Source organism: Achromobacter sp. DH1f, assembly GCF_000633435.1.
In the GTDB taxonomy this organism is placed as follows: domain Bacteria; phylum Pseudomonadota; class Gammaproteobacteria; order Burkholderiales; family Burkholderiaceae_B; genus Achromobacter; species Achromobacter deleyi.
The window spans coordinates 22,686-47,061 of sequence record NZ_AYMF01000054.1 but is presented as its reverse complement, the minus strand read 5'-3'; the positions used below and the strand labels follow the sequence as shown (position 1 = coordinate 47,061).

The 24,376-nt window shown below is 69.4% G+C and carries 11 protein-coding genes and 1 pseudogene; 4 read left to right on the top strand and 8 right to left on the bottom strand.

Annotated features, from left to right (window positions below; translation table 11 throughout):
- Nucleotides 1-60: 60 nt before the first annotated feature.
- Entirely contained in the window at nucleotides 61-1,041 is a 981-nt protein-coding gene (locus U858_RS0132350; protein ID WP_025141238.1) for a LysR substrate-binding domain-containing protein, read from the top strand.
- Here the strand turns inward: U858_RS0132350 and U858_RS0132345 are convergent.
- The 5 genes from U858_RS0132345 to U858_RS34535 form a co-directional block, all read right to left on the bottom strand.
- Nucleotides 1,034-1,720, bottom strand: coding sequence for an RNA polymerase sigma factor (locus tag U858_RS0132345; RefSeq protein ID WP_198529777.1), 687 nt, complete (start codon nucleotides 1,718-1,720; stop codon nucleotides 1,034-1,036). The genes U858_RS0132350 and U858_RS0132345 overlap by 8 nt on opposite strands.
- Nucleotides 1,721-1,722: 2 nt before the next feature.
- Entirely contained in the window at nucleotides 1,723-14,412 is a 12,690-nt protein-coding gene (locus U858_RS0132340) for a filamentous haemagglutinin family protein (protein WP_025141236.1), read from the bottom strand.
- A 173-nt stretch (nucleotides 14,413-14,585) separates the two neighbouring features.
- Complete coding sequence (locus U858_RS0132335) at nucleotides 14,586-15,560, bottom strand: FecR domain-containing protein (RefSeq protein ID WP_029954663.1); 975 nt, start codon at nucleotides 15,558-15,560, stop codon at nucleotides 14,586-14,588.
- A gap of 16 nt (nucleotides 15,561-15,576) precedes the next feature.
- On the bottom strand, nucleotides 15,577-16,125 hold the full coding sequence (locus tag U858_RS0132330; protein WP_025141234.1) for an RNA polymerase sigma factor: 549 nt from the start codon (nucleotides 16,123-16,125) through the stop codon (nucleotides 15,577-15,579).
- A gap of 4 nt (nucleotides 16,126-16,129) precedes the next feature.
- Nucleotides 16,130-16,873, bottom strand: coding sequence for a TonB family protein (locus U858_RS34535; protein WP_157838892.1), 744 nt, complete (start codon nucleotides 16,871-16,873; stop codon nucleotides 16,130-16,132).
- A 211-nt stretch (nucleotides 16,874-17,084) separates the two neighbouring features.
- On the opposite strand from U858_RS34535, the gene U858_RS0132320 reads away from it, so the two are divergent.
- Nucleotides 17,085-18,218 (top strand): MFS transporter, encoded by a 1,134-nt coding sequence (locus U858_RS0132320; protein WP_025141232.1) that lies wholly within the window; start codon nucleotides 17,085-17,087, stop codon nucleotides 18,216-18,218.
- Between the two features lie 44 nt (nucleotides 18,219-18,262).
- Here the strand turns inward: U858_RS0132320 and U858_RS0132315 are convergent, their stop codons facing one another.
- Complete coding sequence (locus U858_RS0132315; RefSeq protein ID WP_157838891.1) at nucleotides 18,263-19,147, bottom strand: peptidoglycan-binding domain-containing protein; 885 nt, start codon at nucleotides 19,145-19,147, stop codon at nucleotides 18,263-18,265.
- Between the two features lie 54 nt (nucleotides 19,148-19,201).
- Nucleotides 19,202-20,755: an LGFP repeat-containing protein gene (locus tag U858_RS34530; RefSeq protein ID WP_025141230.1), complete on the bottom strand. Its 1,554-nt coding sequence runs from the start codon at nucleotides 20,753-20,755 to the stop codon at nucleotides 19,202-19,204.
- Nucleotides 20,756-20,897: 142 nt separating this feature from the next.
- On the opposite strand from U858_RS34530, the gene U858_RS0132305 reads away from it, so the two are divergent.
- Together U858_RS0132305 and U858_RS0132300 are read left to right on the top strand one after the other, a co-directional pair.
- Nucleotides 20,898-21,818 (top strand): LysR family transcriptional regulator, encoded by a 921-nt coding sequence (locus U858_RS0132305; RefSeq protein WP_025141229.1) that lies wholly within the window; start codon nucleotides 20,898-20,900, stop codon nucleotides 21,816-21,818.
- A gap of 89 nt (nucleotides 21,819-21,907) precedes the next feature.
- Nucleotides 21,908-23,233, top strand: coding sequence for a chloride channel protein (locus U858_RS0132300; protein ID WP_025141228.1), 1,326 nt, complete (start codon nucleotides 21,908-21,910; stop codon nucleotides 23,231-23,233).
- Here U858_RS0132300 and U858_RS0132295 read toward each other — a convergent pair.
- Nucleotides 23,142-24,251: pseudogene (locus U858_RS0132295) on the bottom strand (alpha/beta fold hydrolase); the annotation flags it as partial. The gene U858_RS0132300 and the pseudogene U858_RS0132295 overlap by 92 nt on opposite strands.
- Between the last annotated feature and the right edge of the window lie 125 nt (nucleotides 24,252-24,376).

Here is a 24,376-nt window from a genome sequence, read left to right as displayed (position 1 = left end):
TGCCGATGAAGCACGGCCGGGCGAACCAACGACCCACAAGAACAACCCATAGGGCAGACCATGGAAATCCGGCAACTCAGGTATTTTCTCGAAGCGGCCAAGCGCGAGCACATCACGCAGGCGGCCAGCGCGCTGCACATCACGCAGTCCACGCTGTCGCACCAGCTGCGCCAGCTGGAAGCGCAGCTGGGCACGCCGCTGTTCGATCGGGTCGGGCGCCAGGTGCGGCTGACGGCGGCCGGACGGCTGTTCTCACGCTTTGCGCTCAGGGCGCTGCGCGACCTGGAAGATGGCCAGCTGGCGCTGCAATCGCTGAACGACCTGCAAAGCGGCGAACTGCGCGTCGGCGTGATCACCACCTATACCAATTCGCTGCTGCCGCGCGCCATTGCCTCGTTCGCCACGCGCTACCCGGGCATCCACCTGCACGTCGAAGACCTGCCCATGCGGCAGATCGAACAGCGCCTGCAGGATGGTCTGCTGGATATCGGCCTGGGCTTCACCACGCCCGACAACGGCGAACACCTGGACAGCGAGCCCCTCTTCACCGAACGCCTGATGCTGCTGGTGCAAGACGACCATCCCCTGGCCGCGCGCCAGACCATCGACAAGAAAGACCTGTCGGGCCTGGACATCGCCCTGCAATCGCGCCTGTATGTGTCGCGCCAATTGATCGAACGCCAACTGGCCAAGTACATCGAAGGCCGGGTGCGGCTGGAGCTGGACTCGATTCCAGCCATGCAGAGCATCGTCGCCCACAGCCATCTGGCGTGCATGCTGTTCGAAGGGGCGGTGCTGCCCCTGCCGACGCTGCGGGCCATTCCCATCGTGCCGCAGGTGACGCGCACGGCCGCCCTGCTCTGGCCGCGCGAGCGCTACCGCTCGAAGGCGGTTACGGAGTTCGTGCAGACGGTCAAGGCCAATCTGGCCATGACCTCGGCCCCCGGGCTGGCGCCGGCCGGCGACAAGCGCCCTGCCCGGCGCCCCCGCACCGCAAAGGCCGCTGGCGGCCCGGCCAAGGCCAGCGGCCGCCTCAAATAAGCGCCGCCGCCTGCTCGCAATGCCGCAGCGCCTGGCGCAGCGCCGTGTCCACCGACCGCATCGACATGCCCAGCCATTCGGCTGCATCGGCGCGGCTGCGCCCTTCCACCCGCAAGGCGATCAGCACGGCGCGCTGGCGGCGCGGCAATTGGTCCACGATGCGCGACAGCGCGGCCAGGGCTGACCGCCCCTCGGTCACGGCCTGCGGCCCCGGGGTGTCGTCGACCAGCTCGGGCAGCGCCGCAGCTGGGTCATCCAGCGACAGGCACGACGGCTGGCCGCGCAACCGGTCGATGGCCACATGACAGGCCATGCGGAACACATAGGCGTCGGCCTCGCGCACCTCGGCCAGCACCGGCCGCTGCAGCCGCAGCCAGGTCTCGTGCAGGCATTCGTGCGCCAGGTCGGCGCAACGAAACCGCCGCAGCAGCCGGCCATGCAGCGCGGCGTAACTGCCGCTCAGGTGCTCGCGCAGCCGCGCCGTATCGTCGACCCAACGCGGCGATTCCTCAGGCGGGCGCACGGTGCCGTCCGGCGAGCGCACCGTTTCGTCATGCGTACGCTCGGCCTGCCGTGCCTGCCGCATGGGCAGGCGCGGCAGATGCCAAGCATCGACGTCCAGCCAGGGCGGCGGCAAGGCGGGCGCCGGCCGCGGGCGCGCGCTCGATAGGGGCGTCATCATCACAGCCGGCCCAGGTTGCTCTGTTCGCGTTCGGTCAGCTGCTGCTGCGCCTCTTGCGGCAACTCGCCCAGGCCCAGGACGCGCACCGCGCTGCCCGGGTCATAGGACGCCGACGGCGCCGGCGGCTTGGGCGGCGGCGCTTCGGCGCCGCTGCCGGCCGGCAACTGTTCCGTGCCAAAGCCCAGGATCTGCACGTTGAAGATCGACGGCTGGTTCTGGCGTGCCGCCGCGCGGTCGCGCTGCATCACGTCCTGCGCCGCGGACGACGCCGAGGTCGCCGCCGCGCTGGCGCTGGTCAGCGCGTTGGTGTTGACCGACACCGTCACCGGGATGCCCTTGCTGTCGCCCTGCACCTGGATGTTGGCGGCGTTCACCACATGCAGCGCCGCCACGTTGACGTTGCCCGACACGCGGATGCCGGCCTCGCCCGCATCGATGGTGCCCAGCGGCGCGATCAGGTCCACGTCGCCCGCCGGCACTTCCGGAATCGGCGCCAGCGTGCCGATGCCCGCGCCGGTAGACGGCACGGTCGGCGACAGCGTGACGTTGCCGAAGGCGTCGTACACGCGCCGCGGCGGCGTATACAGCACCGTCGTCTTGGCGCCCCGGCCGGCGTTGATGTCGCCTTCGGCCGACCAGGCCTGGATGTGGCCGCCGAACGTGGTCATGATGCGGCTCTGGCCCAGCAGCAGGCTGCCTTGCGCATACAGCTGGATGTTGCCCTGCCCTTGCGTCACCACGCCCGCGCTGGCCGGCGGCGCCACGCCTTCCACGCCCAGCACCTGCCGCCCACCCGGCGTGAGCAGCTGGATGTTGCCGCCGAAGTTGCTGCGCAACCCCGCGCCGCCGTACATCGTGAAGCTGCCGTCGTAGCGCAGCGGCGTGCCCGCGGCGTCGACGTCGGGGAACAACGCGGCGATGGCGCGGCGTCCGCGCAGATAGCTGCCAAAGCGCGGGCCGCCATCGTCGTTGTATTCGCGCCCGCCTTCCTTCAATTCGGCAAAGAACAGCTGGCGCGCGTAGATGCCCAGTTCGGCCGGGGCCAGCGCCGCCAGAGCCGCGCCCGCACCCGCCTCATCCCCTTGGTAGCCATGGTGCTTGCGCAGCCAGTTCACCAGGTAGACGCCGCTGTCCTGCTCGAAGTCGTTCTTCAGGTCGCGGCGGGCCTTGTTCGTGTCGGCATCGCGCAACGCCTGCTGGCGCGCCAGCTCGGCCGGCGCACCGGCGTCATCGCCGGCATAGCCGAACTCGGCCGCCAGCCAGCCGCGCAGCGTCATCTCGCCGCCATAGGCCTGCACAACCTTGCCCGGATGGGTGCCCAGCGCCTCGCCGGCTTGCAGCCCGCGTGCGCCGTCCAGGTAACGCGCCAGGAACGACGCGTAGTCCGGACCCGCCGAACCCACGCCGGCCAGCACGGCCAGGTCTGCGCCGGGGCGGGTGTCGCCGCGCACGATGGCGCCCAGGCTGCGCACGCTGGCCACGTCTTCCTGGCGCAGTTGGCGGCCGGCCTGCATCAACAGCGTGCCGGGCCCTGCCACCTGCGCATTGGCGTAGACGATGTCGCGGCCGGCTTCGATCAGCGAGAAATCACGGGCGTTGCTGTGCAGCGCGGTGACGTCCAGCCCCAGGATGTCTCGACCCGCCCGCACCGACACCGGCAAGGCGGCCTCGTACCAGGTATCGACGCTGCGCACCACGCCGCCCCCCCCGTTAAAGCGCACCACCGCGCCGCTCTTGACGCCCACGATGTCGCCAGAAGCGGCATAGAAGCGGGCGACGCTGGCATCCCCCGCGTGCAGCGACCGGTCCAGCGGGGTGCCGGGCCCGAACACAAAGAGCGGCTTGTTATCCCATCCGGACGCCTGCATCACCCCTTGAGTGCTGGTGTTGGTCAAGATCAGCGTGGCGTACATGTCCGTCGAGTAGGCGCTGAAGGCCGGACGCAACGGCGTGGGCAATGCCACATCGGCCGCCGACATCGACACCGTGTGCGCGCCTGTGGCCAGAATGGACCGGCCCGCCAGCATGTCCAGCTGGCCGCCCGCCGACGGCGCCAGCAGCAGCACCGGATTGTTCTCGCCGGTGGCATTGCTGGCCAGCACGATATTGCCGTTGGCGGCCACCGCCCGCAGAATCGACGGGTACACGAAATACCTGCGGCCCGTCCCATCGATCTGCGTGATTTCGGGCCGCAGTTCGTCACCGGAAAAACGGGCATTGGTGACGGTCATCGGCGTGAGGTTGCCGCCCGCCGAAAACAGATTGACGGCCGTCGATGGCGTCCAGAGCGTGAACCAGCTTTCGCCGCCGCCCGTCGTGGGCTGCGCGTCGCCGACCCGCTGGTACGGACTGGCATTGACCGGCCGGGCCCGCCCGGGGTCGCTGACGCCGCCCAGCACCAGGTCCGAGCGCGTGTCGATCCAGGCCACGGCATCGCCCAGCACCAGTCGCGGTCCGCCCATCGGCCGGCCGCCCGCCACCGCATACGGATCGGCGGCGCGCAGGCCGCCACCGTCGCCGTAGTTCAGATCCATGCCGCCCATCTGGCCGGCGGACACGGCCAGCCGGCCGCGCAAGTTCGCCAGCACGCCGTTCAGGTCCAGATGGTCGCTACCGCCGGTGTGCGGACCGGTCGCGTTCAGCTGGGTGGCGGCCAGCGACGGATTGATGCTGCCGCCCACGCGCAGGTCCAGATCGCCGCCGCCCGTCAGCACCAGGTTGCCATCAAGCACCCGGCCGGTGCTGCCGACGACAGCGGTCAGGCCTTGCGAACGCGGTTCCACGCCATTGACGTAACGGGCCGCATCGCCGCGGGCATCGCGGATACCCGCGTCGCGCCCGGCGGAAATGCTGAGGTTGCCGCCGCCCAGCGTGCCGAAACCGGTAAAGCCAAGCAGCCGCGGCTCTTCATAGCCGCCGCCCACGGAAGCCTTCGTTGCATAGCTGCCGAAGTTGATCCACCAGCTGGGCGCGATGTCCGCCACGCCCGGCGTGCCCAGGCTGCCCTGGCGCCACAGCCACGCGCCGGTCAGCGTGTTGGCATAGCGTGCACGGGGCGACGAGCCTTCAAGCGGGACGCCTGCGTCGGCGGCCGAACCCACCGCATCGCCGTAGACGTCGCGCCCGGCCTGCACCACCAGGTTGCCGCCCTGGTCGGGATACCAGGCCTGGTACACGGACAGAGCGGCGTCATACTTGCCGTCCAGCTGGATCAGCCCCAGCGTGCCGGTGGCCTTGTCGGCCCCGCGCGGCAGGTTGAACCGCGCATCGGCCGCGCCCAGCGACGATTGCGTGCCCGCCGTGTACACGCCGTACAACGACGTCATGCCGACGTCGCGCCCGGCCAGCAGCGACAGGTCGCCCGTGCCGGTGCGCAGCACGCTGAAGGCCGGCGAGCCAAAGCCGTACTTGTATTCGCGGGTGACGATGGTTTCCGAGGTGCCGCCGCCCTGGCAATTGCTGGCATCGGCGCAGAAATCCTCCACCGTCACGCCCAGTACGACGACGAACTCCTCGACCGGCTTGCCCACCCAGCTCGCGTCGCCCCACCAGTTCACGGAACCGGATTCCGACACCGTGCGCGGGGCGGGCGTGCAATAGTCGCCCCAGGCACACATCGTCTCCCATTCGAAGCCCCACTGTTCGGCCAGTTCCTTGATGGGGTGCCCCACCAGGGATGGGTCGCCGAAAAGCTCTTCGGCGCCGGCCGGCGTCAACACCATCACGCCGACGAAGATCGTCTTGGTGGTCTGGGACGCGCGGGCCGCCAGGCCGTAGTGCGTATCGGCCAGCACCAGGTCGCCCTTGCCCAGCACGTTGCGGGCGCGCACGTCGGCCGAGTCCAGGTCTGCGCCAGCCACCGCCGTCAGGCTCCAGGCGCTGGCGCCCGGACCCAGCATGGGCGCCAATGCCCAGTTGCGGCCTTGCTTGCCGTCCGGGCCCTTGGGCCGCAGATCCACCGGCTTGCCATCGAGCAGCACCACCTTGGTCTGGGACGGAATCAGCGAGCCCTGCGCCAGCACGATCTGCGCGCTGGCCACCAGCTCGGTCGGCAACGCCACGCCCTTGGGCCAGGTGAATGCGCGCATCGACGCACTGCTGCGCAGCACGAAGCCGGCGCCCAGCATCGACCCCGCTTCAAGCTTGACCTCGCCCGCAAGCACCGTACCGGCGCGCAGCACGCTGCCGCTGGCAGTGGTGACGTCGCCCGTCAGCACCAGGCCGGCAGGCAGCGACAACGCCGCGTTCAGCGTCATGGCGACCGGCAGCACCGTGCCCATCGGCAAGGTCGCGGGGCGCGCGGGCAGGTCGTAGTTCAGCGTGCGGCCCTCGGGGAACGAGGTGCCCGCTTCCAGCTTGACGCCGCCGATCGGCACCACCAGGTCGCCGCCAAACGGCGTCACGGCCTGCGAGCCGTAGCGGCCCTCGACCAGTTGCCAGCCGGCCGCGTCGTCCGGCGAATCCGGCGGCGGCGCAAAGCCGTCGTTGATGCTGCCGTAGATGTTCAGGTTGCCGCCCGCGCGCAACACCAGCGCGCCCGGTTCGCCATAGCCGCGCCGTGCCGGCGTGATGCGGTCGACGTTCGGGCCATAGCGGTAGTTGGACAGGTCGATGTCGCCCACCACGCTCAAGTCGCCATCCGGCGTGGCGCTGACCACCTCGACACCGGGGCGCAGATGGTAATTGCCCAGGCCCGCCAGACGGGCGGACAACGCCGGATTGCCCAGCGCCGCGGTCATGAAGGCCTGGCTCTGCACGTCGATGCCGTCCAGGTAGGCCTGCGAGATCAGCTGCGGCACCTTGCCCGTCACGTCCGGCGCGCTCGCCAGCGGCGCGTCGTTGTAGCGGCGGAAAGCATTCACCGCGACGGTCTTGGCCCCCAGGATGGCGGGCGTGCCCAGCACCGTCACGGCCACGTCGTTGGCGCCGTCGCCCGAACCGGCAAAGGCGCCCTGCCCGTTGCCGCCGCCCAGGCGGCGCGCGTTCAGGTCCAGCGTGCCGCGCGCCACGCCATCGTTGTTCGGCGCGTCGGTGCCCGCGCGCAGGTCCACTGCCGCGCCAGCCCCCAGCACCAGCGTGCCCTCGCGGGACGTCAGGTCCACCATGGCGCGGTTGACGCTGTCGATGATCTTGCCGTAGCTGTCCACGCGCAGGCCGGTGCCGTGCGTGTCCAGCAGGCCGTTGATGACCAGGTCGCGCATGGCGGCCAGGCGGATGCTGCCCACCTGCGCGCCGCTGGCGTCGATGCGGCCATTGACGGTCAAGCTGCCGCCGTCCAGCACCACTTCCACCTGGCGCGCACGCACCTCGTCGCCCACCACCAGGTCGCCGCGCTTGATCTGGAAGCGCCGGGCGCCGAACACGCCGCCTTCGGTCAGACGCGCGTTCAGGTCGGCAAAGTCGGCCACGGTCTGGGCACGTAGCACCGCCTCGGCGCTTTCGTATGCCACCCGCGTGCCGCCCGCGTCATACAGGCCCGACGCCGTGCCGCGGAACGATCCCGCCAGGTCCAGGCGGCCGGCGCCTTCACCCAGCGCAATGGCCTGGATACGGCCCGCGCGGTTGTGCACCGCCGACACATCGATCAGGCCGCCACGCGCCTGCGTGATGTTGCCCGCCGTGCTTTGCAGGTCGATATCGCCGCCCCAGCTGTAGCGCATCTGGTCAAGCAGCCGCACCTCGCGGCCCGACATATCCAGGCGCGACCCCGCGCCCAGCGTGATGTCGCCATCGGCCTTGACGGTCAGCTTGCCCGACGGCAACGCCACGGTCGTGTCCACCAGCACGCTGCGGCCAGCCAGGTTCAGGGTGGCGCCCAGCGCATTGCGTGCGGCAGCGGCGGCTCCCGTGCCGGTGACGGCCAGCGCACCGCCCGCCTTGATCGAGTTCACCGAACCGGCCTCGCCGGTCAAGAGCGGCGTGCGGATCAGCAGATCGCCGTCGCGATAGCGCCAGCCGTCTTGCGCGGTGTAGCCATCCGGCGCGTGATAGACCGACAGGCCGCCCTTGGCGCGGCTGGAAATCATCTGCGCGGCATCCAGGGTCACCGACGAAAAGCCCAGCACCAGGCGCTCGGCCGGCACCAGGTCGTTCGGCAATCGATAGGGCGAAGATTCCAGCCGGATCACATCGGCCGCGATGTTCAGCGCACCGCTACCCAGGCTGTCCAGGATCGCGCCGCCCGGCGCCTGCGGCTTGTTGGCGCCGGCGCCGCTTGAACCGCCACGGTCGGCGGCAGTCGCCCCCGCCCATACGAATTCAGCGGCGGCAATCGTGGCGGTATCACCCGCCGCGCCGTAGCCATAGATGGCCGGTGCGCCCAGCACCAGCCGCTGCAGCGACCGGCCGCCCGCGCCGCGCGCGTCCAGCGAGACCGAGCCGTACACGTTGACCGATTCGCCCGCGTTGAGGATCAGGCTTTCCAGCGCCGGGGCTTCCAACGCGGTATTGCCGCGCAGCAGGTTGCCCAGCACGTCCTGGTTCAGCGCCAGGCCCGGCGGCAGGCGGCCTGCCGCGCCGGCCTGCTGCAGGGCCTGGGCGCTGCCCAGGTTGACGGCCGACACGCTCAGCGCCAGGTTGCGGGTGCCGTATTGCACCGTATCGCGCCAGGTGAACGCGCCGCTGGTAGAGGCACCGATCGAGCCTTCCGACAGCAGGCGGGCAGGCCCCGTGCAATCCGTGAGGCAGCCGCCCACATCGATGGCGGTGCCGCTGCCGTACTTGGGCACCAGCAGGTTCACCAGCCCGTTGGAGACCGCCAGCATGGCGCCGCTGATCAAGTCGTAATAAAGGCCCGTGCGCGCATCCTGCGCCACGTCGCCGCGCCCCAGCGTGGAAAGGGTCGCCCCCTGTTCCACCAGGATGCCCCGGCCGCCATCGAGCGAATACAGGAAGATCTCGGGCGCCCTCAGCGCGGCGCCGCTGCGCACGACCACCTGCTTCACGTTGCCCCCTACGCTGCGGGCGCCTGACGCATATTGGCCCCCGACGGTGCCGCCGATGAACATCGAACCAGGCGACAAGGCGTTCAGGTCTGCGGCATAGATCGCCGCGGCCTTCGGGTCCAGCACGGGCGCCTGGCCGGCCGCCAGGATCTCCAGGCCATCTGCCGGGCCGGTCACCGCCAGGCGGCCGGCGTAACTGCCGCTGCCTGCGGGTACGTCGAACCGCGCGGTTCCCTTGAACGACAGCGCCGGGGCATCGCCCATGCCGGCGCCCTGCGCCAGGTTCAGATGCAGCGCGCGGGCATCCGTGGTCAGCATGCCGCGGGCAATGCCCTTGCGCGCCGCGTCGGCCAGCACGAAGGCGTTATAGGACGTCTCGTTGTACTGCGCATGGCGACGCACCACATCGGCAGGCGTGATCAACAGGCGCGTCGGCAGCGCTGCAAGCTGCCCGGTCCGGGCTGTGCCCAGCAACCCGCTGCCCACCCACGAGCCGCCGCGCGTCGCCGCCGTCACCGACGCTTCATTGGCGCCCTGCGGGCCCAGTTCCACGCGGAAGGCGCCGGGCAGCAGCGCATACGTCGAGGGCAGCAAGGTGTAAGTGCCCGCCGGCAGGCCCGGCACGCCGGCCTGAATGGTGACCTGCCGCCCCACTGCGGGATTGCCTGCGCCGGCATCGGTCGTGACCGGCGCCTGGCTGCCGGCGAAACCCGGCACGATGGCATAGACCGCGTTGCCCGACCGGCTGAAGCTGAATCCCGGATTGGCGTCGGCCATGGCATAGCGCAGCACGTCGACCGAGCCGCCGCGGCCACGCACGAACGCGCCGCCCGTCAGTTCGCCGCCACCGGACAGATCCAGCACGGCGCCCTCGGCCACCTCGATCACGCTGCCCTGGATCTGGATCTTTCTGCCCAGGAAATCGTCGCTGCGGGTCGGGTCCGGCGTCACGTCCTTGCCGGCATAGGTGTATTTCACGCCGTCCACCGTGCCGCCATAGGGCATGAGCAGCCCGCCGCCGCTGATGGACGTGATGCTGCCCGGCAGGAACCGCACCGTGCTCGGCTTTTCGGTGCGGCTTTCAAAGGTGATGGCGCCCAGCGGTGCGCGCAGCACGCCGCCCTGCTCGATCAGCGGCGCCGCCAGCGTGATCGCCCCAAATGCGGAATAAGGCATGGCCGGCATCTGGCCGTCCGTGCGCCGCAACGTCAGCACGGCATCGTGGTTGTAGCTGGCGATGTCGCCGTTCGGTCCCTTGGCGAGGTAGTCGCCGACGGCGATGATGCCGCCCGAACCGGTGACCGGGTAGAGCTGCGCCGCGGTCAGCGTCAGGCGGCCGGGCGCGGCCAGCTTGTTCATCAGGCCGCGGTCGCCAAACCCAGACGCGCCCAGGCGCATGTCGCCCAGCACGTCGAAACGCACGTCGTCAAAGGTGACCAGGTTGCGCATGCCGCGCACATCCAGCAGATCCGCCGCCACGTTCAGCCGGTGATCGACATGCAGATACTTCAGCGGCGCGGCAACCGGCTGCAGGAAGGCGTCGGCGCCATCCAGCGGCCGGTAGCGCGCCTGGTTGAACAGCACATACGACGCGCTCAGGTTCACCACGCTGGCGGCAGGCGCCGTTTCCTGCAACGACAGCGCGCCCGACAGCCGCAGGCTCTGGCGCAAGGCCAGCGAGACGTCGCCGTCGGCGTGCACATCGGCGTTCAGCGCCAGGTTGTCAAAACCGCCCGCCTCGATGCGGTCCACGCCCAGACGGCCATAGCCATACACCAATGCGGGATTGGCCTGGCCCGGCTTGAGATCCGCGGCCAGCAGGCTTTCGCCCTGGCGTTGCGCCAGGATCAGCTGGCGTTCCGCCTGCACCGCCAGTTCCGGCGACTGGTTGCGCATGTAGAACGCGCCTGCCAGCGACACGCCCAGGGTACCGCCGGCCGCCTGGCGGGAACCGGCCGCCGCGCGCAGCATGCCATCCAGGTGCAGGCCATTGGCGGACGACAGCACGATCGTGCCGCCATCGGACCCCACCACCGTGGCACCGCGCCCCGGCAGGTCCAGCACGGCCTGCGTGCCCGATGCGTCCAGCAGCGACCCCGGCCGCAGGATGATGTGCCGGTCGATGGGCCGGTTCAGCGTATCGACATCGGTTTCCCAGTCGATCTTGCCGCCGATCTCGATCGAGCCGCCCGCCTGCACCACGCCATAGCGCTCGCCCTTCCGGTCCACCGCCACATGGCTGCGCCCGGCCACGTCCAGCACCGCCTGCTCGCCGATCCAGACCGAGCGCGGATTCGCCTTGGGCACGTAGGGTTGCTCGCCAATGCGCGGCTCATTGATCGAAATGCGCCCGCCCCAGGCGTCCAGCCGGCCCAGCACCGTCAGCTGGTCCGCGCCCTTGATCTGGATCGTGCGACCGGGGTCGACGCTGACGCGCGCGCCCTCGCCCACCACGATCGGTCCGCCCACGGCGCCCCGGTCCGAGTACAGCGCCAGGTCGGCGCCAACACGCTGCGTCAGACGACCGCGCAGCGGGTCTTCGGTGTACAGCGGCGGTGTCCACAACGACAGCACGTCGCCCGGCGCGACGCCCGAACCCGGCGCCTGCGCGGCGCTGCCCGGCAACCGCAGTACCGGCATGGCCACGTCGATCTGCGCGCCGTCGGCCACCGTCAGGCCTTCGTAGCCGTTGATCTCGTATTTGCCGAAACCGGTGCGTAGCAACGACGCATCCAGCCGCAGCGTGCCCTTTTCCTGCGGATCGAGCGGGCCACCCAACACGATGTGCCCGCCGCTAGAGACGGACAACGTGCCGCCGCCCGTCACGCCATAGCCTCGCACGTCGCCGTTCATCGACAGCTGGCCACCGGTTGCCGCCACGCTGCTCAGCGCATAGGCGGCCAGCGTCACGCTGCCGCCCTGGCCGCCCTGCAGCTTGCCGTCGGCCAGCACCGACGCACCGGCCGATACATCCAGCACGCTGCCCGCATCCAGGGTCACGTCGCCCGAGCTGCGCAACGCCACGCGGCCGCCGTCACGCACCGGCAAACCGGCCAGGCTCTCGGCGTCGCGCAGCAGGTTGGCCCACACGCCGCGGGCATCCAGCATCACGCCCGATGCCACGTGCACCCCAGGCTTCTGATTGGCTTGGGGCGCCAGGCCCGTGTCTTCGATACGCGGCGCCAGGAAGCTGGGTTGCAGCAGGATGTTGCCGGCCTGGATCAGGCCGCCGCGGCTGACCAGGTTGGCCTTGATGTCCACCTCGGGCGCATAGAGCGTGATTTCGCCGCCGTCGGCGCTGTGCAACGCCGAATCGACCGTGATGGACCGGCCCGCGGCGATGCGCACCCGGCCCAGCGAAAAGCCATTGAGCCGATCCGCGTCCAGGAACAGCTTGCCCAGGTTTTCCTTGGGCAACGCGGCGGCCAGGTCCAGCCCATCGGCCAGGCGCTGCCCGCCCGCGCCCACGATCACCTCGGCCACGGTATCCGCCGTGGCGCCCAGCTGATAGTGCACCTGCCTCGCGACAGGATCGTAGTAGCGCACATCGTTGCCCACCACCAGCGCCGCGCCGCGCGCCACCGCGCGTTGCGACTGGCTGTAGCCGTCCAGGCCCGCCTGCGGCGCGCGGTCCTGGCGCACGCCCTGATAGGTATTGCTGACCAGATCGCCTTCCAGCACGGCGTTGCGCGTCGAAATGACCAGCGCCCCCGCATCGCGCCCTACCGTGTAGCCGTCTTCCTGGCGCGTGCGCGGCGCCAGCAGCGCGTTGTAGAAGCGGCGCGTGGCCTTCTCGCCCCACCGCTCGGAACGCTGCTCGAAGCCGTTGTAGATGCCGGTGTACAGCAAGTCGGCCGGCGCCCGGTCGGCCGTATAGAGACGTCCGTCCTGGCCGCGCAGCCAGGTCTGCTGCAGGGTGCCGGCCTGCACGTCCAGCGTGCCGCCCGACAGGTTGATGGTCGAGCCGGCCTGCGTCACGACCTCGGCGCCCTCGAAGCGGACCTGTCCGCCCTGCGCCAGCCAGTGGCTGGCCGGCACGGCCAGCGTGCCCAGGTAACCGCCCACTTCCAGCAGGCCGCCGGCGCTGTACCAGCGGTCGCCCTCGTAGCCGCCGGTGCCGCCGGCCACGCGGATCAGCGAGCGCCGGTCCAGCCACACATCGCTGTTGTTCAAGCGCGCATCGTCGCGGTTCAGCGGCGAATCACGCTGCTCGTTGCCTTGCAGATTGATCTTGAGATTGTTCGATTCCATCGACACGGCCACGCCGATGGCGCCAGCCACGTCCAGCTGCGCGCCGTCACGCACCAGGCTGCGCCCGGCCGCCTTGACCGCGATCTGGCCACCCGTGGCCAGCGTCAGCGAATCTCGCTGGAAATCCACCGTACCGCCGCTGTCGATCTGCACCAGCGACAAGTCGCGCCGATTGCGGTCGGTCTGCGCCAGCGTGCCGGTCGTGTCGACGCTGGGCGACATCAGGTTGTCGCGCTGGCCGTCCAGTGCCGTGGCGTTGTCCGCGTCCACCAGAATGGCGCTGACCGCGCCTGAACGCAGCGTCACCGCCGCCTTGGCGCCCACGCCATTCAGGTGGATGGTGCCGCGCGAATCCACCGACGTGGATGCCGCCAGCACGCCCGCCTGGTCCACCGTGCGGGCCGCCAGCGTGATATCGCCTTGCGGCGACAGAATCAGGCCGCGGTTCGTCACCACGCCCTCGCCCGTCGGCGTGATGTCATTGCCGCGCGTCGTCGACGCGGCATTGCCCTCGGTGCCCTGGCCGCGCTTGATGATGAAGCTGTCGCCGGCCACCAGCGCCGCTTGCCCGCGGGCCGTCGTGAGGGTGCCGGCGTTGTCCACCTCGCGGCCCACCAGCAGCACGTAGCCGCCGGATTGCGTCACGGTGGCGGGCCGGTTGGTCTCGATGAGCGCGCCGGGCCGCAATTCCACCTTGCCCAGCGCGTCCGTGAAAGTCGGGGTCTTGTCGTCCGGCCCGTACAGGCCATTGTTCTCGAACTGCGTGTCGCTGATGCGCGCCGCGGCCACCACCAGGTTGCGCACATTCACCTGCGACGTGCCGTCGAACACCACCCCGTTACGATTGACCACCATCACCGTGCCGGCAGCCTTGATCTGCCCCTGGATCACCGACGGCCGCGCCTGCGGATCGTTGACGCGGTTGAGCACGGCCCACGTCGAATCCTGCTGGAATTCCACCGTGGTGCGCTTGCCGATGTTGAAGGTTTCCCAGTTCAACACGGCCTTCGAGCCGGTCTGCTCGATGGCGACCTTGGTGCGCCCGTCTTCGACGGTCGTCACCGGCGCCCGGGCATTGCGCCAACCCGCCGTCAGCGGATTGGCATCCACCTTCAGGCCGCCTTCGGCCATGCCGTCCGGCACCGGCGCGCCCGACGCCAACGCCACGTCACGCGCGGCGCGTTGCGCGGCCTGCTGCGCGGCGATCGCCGCCGCCGTCGTGCCCAGGTTGCCCACCGACCGCTGCAATTGCTCGCGCGCCGCCTGCGACTGGCGCGCACCGGTCAGCGAACTCACCGGTGCGCCGTTGGGCAGCCGGCCCGTCGTGATGGCCTGCGTCTGCGCCGCGTTCTTGGCCGCGAACCAGCCGCTGCTGAAAGCCTGTTGCGCCGAGGCCGGCATGGCCACGCCCCCCGACACCAGCATCAGCGCCAGCGCGGCAGGCAGCGGCTTGAGCCGGCCTCCCCGCGCGCCAGCCGCAACAAGGCGGGTCATAGGGAGTTTGCGAAGACGCGATGTCATAGCGGGCAATCCTGATCCGTGTAGCCAAGGGAGCGAGATCACGTCATCGGCGCGTTCGTGGCGCGTGATGGCGGCTCATACTCCAATGACGGAGGGACGCGAAGGAAGGGCTACCGAAAACCCCTAAATATTTTGTAACAGCGCCCTCAGCTGAGCAGCACGATGCCGCCCGGCAGGCGCGTCAGCTGCGCGCCGTACAGGTCGCGCAGCATGTGCAGCGCCAGGTCGGTCTGGGTAATCTCAAAGCGCATCCGCACGCGCCGCGCGGCCAGGTCGGCATTGCGCAGCAGCACGCGGCCCGGGCGATAGCGGTTGATCTCGTCCACCACCTCGGCCAGCGTCTGCCCGGCGAAGGTCAACGTCCCCGTGCGCCAGGCGTTCACCTGCGCCGTATCGGCCGCCAGCGGCGCGTGCAGGCCGGTATCGTCGTAAGTGACCTGCTCGCCTTCGGCCAGGGTGCGCTGCGCGCCCGCCCATTGCACGTCGACCGTGCCCTGCAGGCAGGTCACGCAGACCTCGGGCCCGGTATAGCGCAGGTTGAAGCGCGCCTGCCGCGCCCGCGTGGCGCCGGCCCCGGCGTAGACGATCACCGGCGCGCCGCTGCCGGCCGCTTCCACCTGGGCCTCGCCCGCCACCAGTTCGATGGCTGCGCTGCCGGCCTGCGCGCCGCGCTGGTTGATGCGGGTCTGTGTGTTCATCTGCACGTGCAGCTGATCGGACAGCGCCAGTTCGCGCTGCTCGGCCGTGCCGGTCCGGAAATCCGCCGTGTAATCCAGCAACGACGGCCACAGGGACAGCGGCGGCCATACCGCCACCGCCGCGCCGCCCGCAGCCATGGCCATGGCCGTGCCCAGAAAGGCCCGGCGGGCGGGCCGGCTCGGCCCCCTGCGGGCAGGCGGGTGCGCCAACCCCGGATCGCGGCGCACGGCCTGGCGCAACACCGGGTCCAGGTCCTGCCACAACCGCGCCACCTCGTCCCAGGCCTGCGCATGCAACGGGCTGCGCGCGCGCCACTGCTTCATCGCTTCGGCGTCGCCGCGCGTCGCGTCGCGGTCACGCAGGCGCAACCACCATTGCTCGGCTTCGCGCCGCAAGCGGTTGGGGTCTTCGGATGGGTTCATGGCGCCGAGCATCGTGTCAGAATTTCCGTCGGCCGACAACATCGCCGTTGGCCACGGCCTCGGTGTCGGCCAGGCGTTCGCGGCAATGCCGCATGGCGGCGGCCAATTCCTTTTTCACCATCGCCACCGAAATCTGGAAGCGTTCCGCGATCTCGGCATTGAGCAGCCCGTCCACGCGCGCCGCCGCCAGGATGGCACGCTGGCGCGGCGGCAGCTCGTCCATCGCGACCTCCAGCGTGCGCACGTCGCGTCGCGCCGCCACGATGCGCTGCGGGTCCGCGGTTTCGTCGGCCACGTAGAGCAGCGCTTCGCGCTCGTCGTCGGCCAGCGGCTCGCGGTTGCGCCGCCAATCGTCGGTGGCGATGCGCGCCGCCATGCGCAGCAGGTAGGCGTCGGGATTGAGCACCGGACTGGCGGGCTTGGCCACATCCAGCCGCAGCCAGGTTTCATGCAGCGCGGCCGACGCCTGGTCACGCGACCCGACGATGCGTTCCAGGCTGCGACGCAGTTCGGCGTAGCGGGCGATCAGGCGCAGCCGCAGCAGCGCAGCGGAGATCATCGACATGCCCTCACGGCCCCGAGCGGCGCGGCGCCGCACAATGGGTGCCGCCGGGCAGCAGCAGGATCGACACCGGCTGCGGCATCCCGGCAGGCGGCGGCGCGCCCACGTCCATGCCCTGGATGGCGCGTGTCACCGCTGCATCCACCCGGCTGCTGCCCGTGCTGTCCAAAAGGCGCATCCGCGCGACATGCCCGCCGTCATCCAGCCGCAGTTGCAGCGCCAGGCGGTATTCCCCCGGCCGGGCGGCGGCATTGCCGCACAGTGTGCGCAACACGGCCTTCTGCAGCCGCCCGATATATCCGCTGAAATTGGCGCCGCCGGCCCGCGCGCCGGGAATGTCCTCGGCGCGCAATGCGGGTCCGGCGTCCGTGGCGGCACGCCCCGGTCCATCGGCGGACGGCGCATAGACCACGATGGCCTCGCCGTCCGTCTGGCGAATGCGCAGCCCCGATCCCTCCAGCAGGCGGCGCAGGGCGTCCATGACCGTGAGGCGGCCCGCCAGCGCCGGTGCGCGCCGACCCGCATGGCGCTCGTCGACCAGCACCGCCACCCCCGCGACATGCCCGATGGCCTCCAGGCTGTCGCCCAAGGGCTGCGCGGGCAAGGCAAAGTCATACCGCTGGCCGCGCAGGGGATCGGACAACCCCGCCGAAGCGGACGCGGAGCCGCCCGCCAGGATGGGCGTCGCCAGGCACAGGAGACACACGCCAACCAGCGCCAACACACTGAGCGGTGCCGGGGTACCTATCATCGGGCGATATGGACGTCGGGTAAGGGAACAGGGCCGGCGCACGCCCCAACAAGGCGACACCGGCCAGCAGGCTAGCCCGGCGATATGACCCGGACATGACACCGCGATGACGCAAACGGCGGACCCGGTGCTGTGAGCCGCCGCGATAAGATGAAAGCCCCTCACCTGGCCCCGCTTCCGGAGGTGGCTTGCCCACAATACGGACATCCTCATGAGCCCGAGCCGTTCCCTGGGCGCGACCGGCTTCGCCCTCATCGCCGTCTGCTACGGCTTCGCACGCTTTGCCTTCGGCCTGTTCCTGCCGCGCATCGGCGCGGACATGCCCTTGTCGTCGACGCTGGTCGGGCTGATTTCCGGCGGGGCGTTTCTGACGTATTGCGTGGCCGTCATCCTGTCCGCGTGGCTGACCGAACGCGTCGGCGCCCGGTATGTGGCCTTGGGCGCCGCCCTGATCGCCGCTGCGGGCATGGCGGGCATCGCCATCGCGCCCTCGCCCGGCTGGCTGGCCGGCGCGGTCATGCTGGCCGGCTCCAGCACAGGCCTGGTCTCGCCGCCCCTGGCTGCCGCGGTGGCCGCAGCCGTCCCGCCCCATCGGCAGAACGCCACCAACACCCTCATCAACGCCGGCACCGGCGCGGGCGTGGCCCTGTCGGGCCCCGTGGCGCTGCTGCTGGGTGAACTGTGGCGCTACGCGTTCGCGGGCTTTGCCCTGGCGGCGCTCGGCCTGGCCTTCGCCGTGGCCTTGATCCTGCCGCGCGCCTCGCCCGCCACCACAACCACCGCGCAGGGCATGCCCGCGCTGGACGGCGCGCTGCGACGCCTGATCCTGGCGGCATGCCTGGCAGGCGCGGCCAGCACCGCCATCTGGTCCTTTGGCGGGCAGCTGGTTGCGCTGCGGCTCAACTGGGGCAGCACGGGCGCGGGCCTGCTCTGGACCGCCATCGGCGCGGCCGGCATCGCGGGCGCCAGCGCCGGCCACCTGATCGCGCGATTCGGCATCAACCCCGTGCACCGGGCAGCGCTTGCGGCGATGGCGGCCAGCATCCTGCTGATCGGCATCGACGGCACCTCGGCCGCCCTGACACTGGCCGGCGGCCTGCTGTTCGGCGCCGCCTACATCATGCTCACGGGCATCTACCTGCTATGGGGCGTGTCGGCCCTGCCCGACCGGCCCGCCACCGGCGTGACCCTTGCCTTCCTGGCGCTGGCCATCGGCCAGACCGCCGGTGCGCCGGGCTTCGGATGGCTGATGGACCGGTTGACGGCGGTCGACGCCGTGATCCTCTTTGCCTGCCTGGGGCTGATGGCCGGATTTGTGCGCGCCCGCGACGCGCGCCAAAGGTAGCTCGGCGTTGCGGCGGCGACGCCGCCGCCCCATCGCCAGGCGCATCAACCCGCGCCGCCCCGCCGCGCGCCTGGCACGTTATTGCACGTGGTGGTCGAATGCAACAGCCCGCCATAGATGCCGGCCCCCGGCAGATTGACAGGTCCGGTATCCAGATTGAACGGCATCGTCTGGCTCGGCCCCGACTGGCCCTGGTATCGCAGCGTGACGGGCGACGCCGACAGCAGGAACGGCGGCGTCATCGTCACGGAGAGGATTCCGAACCCGAAGAAGTCGGTCACGCGCGCCGGGGTCGGCGTACTGAACGCCGTGGGACTGCCATAGATCGACGGAGACACCGGGATCGGACCCGGCACGGCCAGTCCCGCCACCGTGCCGACGTAGCGCGCAGCCAGGTCATTGGCCACATCGTGCATGTCGAACAGATACACCCCGCCCTCCATCACCTCGCCGCCCGTCAGGCCGCCCAGCATCTGCAACGTGAACGACTGGCTGTACGGGCATTGATCCACCGGCAGGCATGAGCCTGCGGGCCGCGGACGCGGATCGATCGGCATCTGATGGGGCAGTCGCGGGCGATCTTGCAGGGTGGCGACGTCCTGGTCCAGGCTGGCGAGGGTCTTGCGTCCCACGATGTTGTCGACCTGGTTGGCGTAATTCAGGATACGGCGCGCCTGCTTGTAGCGCGCCACGGCGTTGGCAAACGCGGCGTCGTAGCTGCCGTTGACCGTCACGGCGCCGATGCCCAGTTCCGGCAGCCGGTCGGCAATCGTGCTCAGGGCAGTCTGCACCCGCCGGATGTGTTCTCCCTGCTGCCCCATGGCGAAGTGGCTGGCCACTTCATTGGGCACGCCGTTCGCACAGTTTTCCAGGCGCTGGAACGTGACCGGGTCGGCCTGGGTGAACAATCGAGATGTCAGTGTGCTCATGGATAGGCTCCTCAAGTGGGCCGAAGTCCTGCTTGAATGACGGCGATGCCGCCGTCAGCGCGGGCGCAGCGCATTGCGCGCAACGAGCTGGTGGATCGCGATGCGTCCTGGGTTCTTCAGGACGTCCTGCATCTTCACCGCATGATCCTGCAGATCGAGTTTCACCAGAAACCGGCTGGGCGGCCGTTGATCGGATACCTTGCCCGATTGCTGGTCCCACCACAGTTGTCCGCGTTCGAAGATGCTGATCCGGTCCAGCCCGTCGACCAGCATGCCTTCGATGGTCGCCTCGTCCGTACGGGGGTAGCCGAGCGGGCCTTCGCAATGGCCTCGCTTGAGGTATTCCTGGAATATCGCGCCGTACACCACGTGCGCGCCCAGGTCCGGGTGCCAGAACAGGCCACCCGTGGGCCCGTTCGCCCCCACGAACAGCTTGTAGCGGCCGCCTCGCGGCCCGCGGTCGTAGTTGGCCAGGGGCGTCTTCAGATTGGCCTCGGCTACCCAGGGAGCTGCCCGCGCATCATGTTCGAGAATGTCCCGCCACTTCACCTGTAGCGGATCGCCGGCATCTTCCTTGCGCTTGGGCAGATCGACCCTCACGGGCTGGGTGCCTTCCAGCGTGCAGTGGGACAGATCCCGCGAGCACTCCCCCGCCCTTGCGGCCAGCCTGGGCAGCAGCGCGTCCACGTCGCGGTACGCCGCTTTGAGCGTTTCGATGTCTGGCGTCTCGAATTGCTCGGGATAACGCAGGATGAAATCAAGGTTCGACCGCAACGCGATGCCCTCGACGATGCGCTTGCCGCATTCCTTGATCGTGTCGTCACGCACCGCGCGCTCGGCCCAGCTGGGGCCGGCCGGCATGGGCAGGTAGCGGAATTCCTTGAGCGTGCCCTTGAAATCCACCGGATGATCCCTGACCGCCTGGTTGAAGGTTCGGTACAGCTCTTTCAGTTCCTGCATGTTGGTCGGGTTTTCCTGCCCTGAGCCGCCTGCCATGACCACTCGAATCTGCATCGACGACCGCTTCTTGGCCTCTTCGATGGTGTTCTGGAACGAGAGGTTGATGTCGCCGCCCGCCATGAAATTGCCAATCGACATATCCAGCGATGTCTTCAGCGCCGAGCGGCTGGTGTCGTCGAAAGTCTCGAACACGAACACGCCATAGAAGTCGCCGCCACTGTGGACCTCGTCGATGAAATAGTCGCCGTAGGTCAGGCGAAAGTCTTCGGGGTCATTGCGATAGGCTTGGGCGGCGGCAGGCGTCAACCGTGCGCCCGACATATGGCGGGGCGCATTGCGCACACTCGCCGAAAACAGGATGTAGAGGGAATAGTGATTCACCGAATGCTGCTGCGCCAACGAGAACTTGGCGTTGGCCTCGCCCACCGGCAGGTAATGCACGCTGGCGGCGACCGACAGATTCATCGATTCCATCAACGCCTCTTGCGATTCGATGATGCGCACATCCGACGTGACGAACTGCCCGCCCTGGCCATCACTGCCCTGCACGACCCCGTCGAAATCGATGGCCGTCGCGCGGGCCTCTTCGGTCAGGCCATCCACCCCGATACCAAAACGCATGCCTTCGGTCAGGTTGATCACTTTCATGACATCCTCCTGGGCGCGCGGGCCAGAGGGTTGCGGCCGCGCCTGATAGCGATAGAATCAGATTGCCTTCGCAGCCATTATTCCGAAGGCCGCCCCCCGTGGGTATCCCTGCCGGCGGTATTTCAGAATTACGCATTCTGCAATGACGGACATTCAACAGCTGCGGGTCGTGGTGGCAGTGGCCGATGCCGGCGGGTTCGCGCAGGCGGCCCGGCAATTGGCGATTTCCGCGCCGGCCGTCACACGCACCATCGCCGCCCTGGAACGCCAACTGGGCGTTCGCCTGATTGAACGCACCACCCGCAAAGTCCGCCTGACCGAAGCCGGCATCCGCTTCACCGAAGACGCCCGCCGCATCCTGGCCCTGATCGGCCAGGCCGAAATGTCGGCCCGCACCGCGCAGGCGCTGCCCGAAGGCGAAATCTCCATCACTGCCCCCGTCTCGTTCGGCCGACTGCATGTCGCGCCCCTGCTGCTCGACTACCTCGCGGCCTACCCGACCATGCGCGTGCGGGCGGTATTCACCTATCAAGTGCTCAACCTGGTTGCCGACGAAATCGACGTGGCGGTGCGCATCGGCCACCTGTCCGACTCCGGCCTGACCGCCGTGCACGTCGGCGCGCTGCGGCACGTGGTGGTGGCCTCGCCGGACTATCTGGCCAGGCATGGCGAACCCCGCACCCTCAACGACCTGGCCGCGCACCGCGCCGTGGCCATGGCGTACGACGTGCGCATGGCCCAATGGCTGTTCCCGGCGCCCAACGGCTCACGCAGATATCAACCGCCGCAACCGGAAATTCGCTTGACCGTGAATTCGCAGGAAGTGGCGATCGAGGCCGCGCTGGCCGGCCACGGGCTGATTCGGGCGCTGTCCTACCAGGTGCAGGACCTGCTTGCGCAGGGACGGCTGCAAGCGATTCTGACCGACTACGAACCTGCACTGGTACCGGTGCATCTGGTCTATGTCGGCGGCGGCAGGGCCCCGGCACGGGTAAAGTCCTTCATCGAATTCGCGGCGCCGCGATTGCGCAAGAGTCCGGCGCTGAAACAGCGCAGCTCTTAACGATTCGTTGACGCCGCCTGGCCTACCGTCCATCATCATCCACCCCTGGCGGCCGCCCCCATCCGCCACCGACAGGAATCGCCCCTGGCATGAACGACACGCCTGCCGACGACCAGACCGCTCGTACACGATTGCTGCTCGCCATCCTGCTGACCGGCCTGTCCGCCGGCCTGGGCGGCATGCTGCTGGGCATGTTGCTGCACGCCGTGCAGCACCTGGCCTACGGCTACAGCCTGGATCGCATCATCGGCCCCGAGACCTTCCTGCAAGGCGTGGAAGGCGCCAGCGACAGTCGGCGCCTGGCCGTCCTGATGCTGTGCGGCCTCGTGGCGGGCTGTGGCTGGTGGCTCATCTACCGGTTCGGCAGGCCGCTCATCAGCGTGACGCAGGCCGTGCAGAACCCGGCCGCGCGCATGCCGGCCAAGACCACCTTGGCGCATGCCGTCTTGCAGATCATCACGGTGGGGCTGGGCTCGCCGCTGGGCCGCGAAGTCGCGCCACGAGAAGTCGGCGCGCTGGCGGCAAGCGGCGTGTCGACATGGCTGCGCCTGCCGGCCGACCAGCACCGCCTGATCGTGGCGTGCGGCGCGGGCGCAGGCCTGGCCGCCGTCTACAACGTGCCGCTGGGCGCGGCGCTGTTCGTGCTGGAAGTGTTGCTGGGCACATTTGCCTGGCCTGCCGCCGCCGTCGCGTTGGTGACCTGCTGCATCGGCGCCGTCATCGCGTGGATCGGCCTGGGCAACGAAATCCAGTACGCGGTGCCGCCCATGACCGCCGGCGCCAGCCTGATTGTCTGGGCCGCCGTGGCCGGCCCCCTCTTCGGCATCGCGGCCCAGGGTTTCGTGCAGTTGACCTCTGCCGCGCGGCGCCAGGCCGCTCGCGGGTGGCGGCTGCCGGTCGCGGCGTTCGTCAACTTCACCCTGATCGGCGTCCTGGCGATCTTTCTGCCGGCCCTGCTGGGCAACGGCAAGGGTCCGGCACAGCTGGGCTTCAGCAGCGAACTGACGCTGGGCACGGCCGCCCTGCTGCTCGTCCTGAAGCTGGCCATCACCAGCGGTTCGCTGCGTGCGGGCGCCAGCGGCGGCCTGCTCACGCCCGGCATCGCTATCGGCGCCCTGCTGGCGGTCGTGCTAGGCGCGGCCTGGAACCTGGTCTGGCCCGACGCGCCCCCCGGCGCCTACGCCGTGGTGGGCGCGGCGGCGTTCCTGGCGGCGTCCATGCGCATGCCACTGACCGCCATCGTCCTGATCCTGGAATTCACGCGGGTCGATCAGGCTTTCCTGGTGCCGATCATCCTGGCGGTCGCCGGCTCGGTGGCGACCCAGCGTTGGTGCGCGGCCCGGGCCGCCCCACCACCGGACAACTCGCCGGCACGGGACGATCAAACAGCACGGCCATCCCGCACACCGACGTGAACATCCCCAGGTTATTGTGGCCCACCCCAGGCACCTGCACGACGCGCTGATTCAGCCCCGCAGGATGCCGGCTCTTCAGGTAGTCGAAATAGGCAAGGCCGCGTTCCAGCCGGTTGGGGCCTTGCGCCATGCCGCCGCATGAACGATCGATGAAGTGGGTATAGGGATCGGTGTCTGCCTGGCCCAACAGGTATTCCACGCGCCGCTTGGCATAGCGGGCCTCGACCTCGTCCGCGTTCTGCGACGCCACGTAGGGCGGCCCGCCCTCAAGCTGGTACTTCCACTTCGTCGCGGCGGGACACGTGCCGGCGGGCGCAGGGTTGGGCCGCTGGTCGCTGAAATACAGATAGCTGGAAGGGTTCGCCACCACGAAGCGCACGGGCACGCCCTTGCGCGCCAGCAACGTGCCGCCCTGGCCCACCACGGCATAACGTTGAACGATCTGCGCGCCCGCCGAGTGCCCCATCACCACGACATTGCGCAGCGCGGGATAAAGACGCTTGTCCGCAAAGTGATCCAGCAAGGCATCAATCGCCTCGAATGAACTGATCGGCGCCGGCCCGATGGCAGGTTCGCCGCTCTTCCAGCCCTCTTGCGTCCACATCAAGGTCTGCGGCGGCATCGAGAATTGCTTGACGTCCGGCGCGGTCAGGAACTGCGGCGCCACCACCAGCACGCTGCCGTCCGGCTTGCCGGCTCCCGACAGGATTTCCTTGCCGGTGTCGAAGTAGGTATCCGCATTGCGCAGCGTGCCGTGAATGACGATCAGCACGGTCGAGACCTTCGGGGCCGCGGCCACGATGTCCATCGACGCATACAGCGGAAGATCTCCCACGCCAGCCGCCCCCTTCACGGCAAGCACCTGATCCGCGACCCGCTTCACCGGCGCCTCCAGCTTGGACACTTTCGCTGGCGGGGGACTGGCGGCTTCGCGGGTGGCACAGCCGTTCGCGGCCAACAGCAACGGCCCGCACAGCACCCCCCATTTGATATATGAAAAGAATCTTCCTGTTCTCATTGCCTCGCTCCTGATCGCACCGTGAAATCGATGCGTTCAATACTGTAGGCGGTTCTCCCTGTCTGGAACATTAAGCGTTTACACGCTGAAAATTCCCGACGCCACGCCGCTGCGCCTGCCGCAGC